The organism is Chloroflexota bacterium, from assembly GCA_011322445.1.
In the GTDB taxonomy this organism is placed as follows: Bacteria; Chloroflexota; Anaerolineae; order Anaerolineales; family DRMV01; genus DRMV01.
This window is the reverse complement of sequence record DRMV01000051.1, coordinates 1-3,670: the sequence shown is the minus strand read 5'-3', so window position 1 is coordinate 3,670 and position 3,670 is coordinate 1. Positions and strand designations below refer to the sequence as shown.

Genomic DNA, 3,670 nt, shown 5'->3' with positions numbered 1-3,670 from the left:
GGCGAGGCCTCGCTTGGCCTTCGACTTCGCTCAGGCCAGGCGCTCGGCTCATCGGGGGATGGGTGAGATCTTGCCACAAAGAGGGCGGATGGCGCCTTCCGTAATGACCAAAATCTTGTTTGAGAATGCATTATGGTGCTTTTTTTGCGCTCCCGAAAGCAATTTTTGCGCCTCGTGGAATGGACACCGAAAACCAGGCGCTCTTGTGCCTGGGGGGCGTTTATGAGGAAAGGGAAGCCCAGGGGCAGCAAGGTTACGGGCAAAGGTTGTGGCTAAAGAGGACAGGTCGAGCAGGCGCTCTCATAACACCCCAAGCGACTGATGGGGCTGACGGAACGTAACTGCCTACCCAATGGGGCTAACCAGATTGGCGATTCGTGATAATTTGGTCTTTAACGCCCTCATCTATCCCCCGAAGCAAGACTCTGGGGGATAGGTGAGGGCGACTAAACCTTTTGGCGTTTCTTAGCGCAAGTGACACACAAAACGGCCTTATTTTAGGGCGTCGTGTCGCCAACGTAGGCGGTTGCGACGGAACTGTCAAGCCTGAAGCCGCCAGACAAGGCGTCCAGAAGGCAAAACGGGGATTCCCCCTACGCCGAATTTTGAGATGCGATTGCCCTCGGGCCGTATCCTTTTGGGGCAAAAAGCGTCTAAGAATGTGAACTTCCCAAAAAACGAATCTCATTACCAGGAGGTAAACCATGTTGAAGAAAGTTTTTCTGAGTCTGAGTTTGATAGCGCTGATGGCGATTGCCGCTTTTGGCAGTCCCAAGATCGCTTCAGCCGATGAATTACCGCCGACGTCTACCACGCCGAGTGTGTTGCAGCCCTATATGGACGAGGCGCTGGCTGCTGCGTTGGGCATCTCGGTGGACGAATTGCAGGCCTTGCAGGACTCGGGCGAAACGCTGTGGACGTATGCGCAAAGCGAAGGGATGAGCTTTGAGGATTTCCAGGCGTTGCTGGCCAATGTGCGGGAGTCTGCTATTGAGGCGGCAGTGGCTGATGGCGTGCTTACGCCTGAGCGGGCGGAATGGATTCTGAGCCATGCGAGCGGCAGCCCGGCGTACGCGGGGGCTGATGCAGGGAATGGTGTCATGGCCTCCCTGGGCGATGGCGTGCTCCAGCCTTACATGGACCAGGTGTTGGCCGATGTGCTGGGCATTACGGCGGAAGAACTGCAGGCTTTGCAAGACGCTGGTATCTCGTTGGGGCTGTATGCGCAAAGCGTGGGAATGAGCCGCGAGGATTTGCAGGCGCTGCTGGCCGATGCGCGAACGTCGGCTGTTGAAGCGGCGGTGGCTGATGGCGTGCTCACTCCCGAACAGGCTGACCGTATTCTGAGCCATGCGAATGGAGCGCCCATGTCCATGGGCAGCGGCGCCGCCCAGGGGCAAAGCATGGGGCACGGCTATAACCCCTATGTTGCGCCGATGGTCACGCCTGGTGATGCCCAGCCGACGTGGATGACCCCCTCGGGGCATGGCTATCGCGGTGGCGGCCGTGGCGGGCATCACTAATCGGCATGAAGGACATGTGAGCCAGGGCAGCACTTTCCTGAAAGAGAAAAACCGGCAGAGAGCCTCTCTGCCGGTTTTGTTTTTTGTGACGATGCCTCCCGCAGGAGATGCCCCGGGCGGACAATGGGGCTCTCTCCCTTGCCAAATCTCTTAATCAAGATTATCATAACCTTGATTATCTTGTCCTCTCGCTCATACCGGAGGTGCCCATGCCCCCAGCCTACACCCCGCCCTTTGTGGGGCGCCAGCGCGAAATGGCGCTGCTCGAAGACCTGTGGCACAGCCCGCAGGCGGCTTTCCTGGTGCTCTATGGCCGCCGCCGGGTGGGCAAAACCCGCCTGCTGTGGGAATGGATGCAAAAGCATCCCCAGGATGTGCTTTACTGGGCTGCCGAGCCTTCCAGCGAAAGCGACCAGCGGCGGGCGTTTTCCCAGGCGCTGTACCGTTTCTTCCACCCCGGCGGCGCCGAGGCCGCGGTCTATTACCCCACCTGGCGCGCCGCATTCGAGGCTTTTGCCGAATTTGCCGCCCAGCGAGGCCGCCGCGTTGCGCTGGTCATCGACGAGTTCACCTACCTGCTGGAACACGGCCCGCGGGTGGCCGGGGCGCTGCAGCACGCCTGGGACCAGACCCTCAGCCGCGGCAACCTGTTGCTGGCGATTTCCGGCTCGCATCTGGGCATGGTGGTGCGCGATGTGCTTTCCCCCCAGGCGCCCCTCTATGGCCGCGCCACCGCTGCCCTGCGCCTGCAGCCTCTGCCCTACCCCGCCACTCGGGAAGCCTTCCCCAACTACCCCGCCGAGGCGCGCGTGGCCCTCTACGCCGTGGTGGGCGGCGTGCCCGCTTACTGGGCCTACTGGAACCCGCAGGACGATTTCCAGCACAACCTGACGGCCTTCGTCACCCACGCGGCGCTTTCCCTGGGCGACGAGCCGCGCTTTTTGCTGCAAGATTACATCCGGGAAACCGGCAACTACTACGCCATCTTGAGCGCCATCGCCCGCGGCGCGCACACCCCCGCCGAGATTCGGCGGGCTTCCGACCTCCCCAGCGGGCATGTCAGCCGCTACCTCGAATCGCTGCTGGAAACCGGCTATGTGGAACGCCGCCGCTCGCTGACTGCCCCGCCCAACAGCCGCCAGGGGCGTTACCACCTCACCGACCCCTTCCTGCGGTTCTATTTCCGCTTCATCAGCCCCTATCGGGGGCAGATTGCCGCCGGGGTGCGCGAGCCGCTGCTGGCCGAACTGCGCCGCCACCTGCTGGATTTCATCGGCACCTACACGTGGGAAGAGATCGCCCGCCTGTGGACGCTGCACGCCGGCGCCCAGGGCGCGCTGCCCTTCCAGCCGCTGGAAGTCGGCGCGGCGTGGACGCGCACCGCCCAGGTGGATGTGGTCGGCATCAACCCGCGCGAGGGCACCCTGATTTTAGGGGAATGCAAATGGTCGCCCGAGCCGGTCGAGGCAGAGGTGCTGCGCAAACTGGTGCGCCGCACCGAGGCGGTGCTGCCGCGCGAGAAACGCTGGCGGGTGCATTATGTGGTGTTTGCCCGCGGCGGCTGGACGGCTGGCATGGAAGCCGAAGCCGCGGCGGTGCGTGCTGCGCCGCCTTCCGGGGAACGCTGGCAGGCCGAGGGGGTGACGTTAGTGGATTTGCCCGCGGTGGATGCGCAGTTGTGGCAGTGGCACCACGCCCCGCCGGGTGGGGAAGGGGAGATCCCGTTTTAGCCGCTCACATTACGTTACGCAGCAACACTCAGGCAAGAACGATCGCGCCACCGCCCAGATGGGCTCCTGTTCCTCTGCGTAACATGAGTTAGCCAGAGTGTTTATGTTGGGCGCGTGCGGCGGGGATTTCGTATAGCCGATACAAAATAGAGATGGGCCGCCTCGACGGCTCTCGGGGATCTGTCAGGCTTGTTTTTGCGCCAGGTGCGATGGGCGTTTGGTATGATGGCGTTTGTAGGAGCGCAGCGTCGCTGCGCCCTTTCGGCGTGCCCCGGGAGCACTCAAATGTTGTAGAAAAGGAGTCCTCTGGTATAACAGAGATAAACGCATCATCTATCTCTCACCAAAGGACTCCCAAATGAAGTCTACCACAGAACGCATCACCCAAATCAAAGACCTCATCGTTGCTGAACTTCT

General features: G+C 61.7%; 2 protein-coding genes. Both read left to right on the top strand.

Annotated features, from left to right (window positions below; translation table 11 throughout):
* The first annotated feature begins 704 nt into the window (after positions 1-704).
* Entirely contained in the window at positions 705-1,523 is an 819-nt protein-coding gene (locus tag ENJ54_11720; protein ID HFC10500.1) for a hypothetical protein, read from the top strand.
* 107 nt (positions 1,524-1,630) lie between these two features.
* Entirely contained in the window at positions 1,631-3,253 is a 1,623-nt protein-coding gene (locus ENJ54_11715; protein ID HFC10499.1) for an ATP-binding protein, read from the top strand.
* The last annotated feature ends 417 nt before the right edge of the window (positions 3,254-3,670 follow it).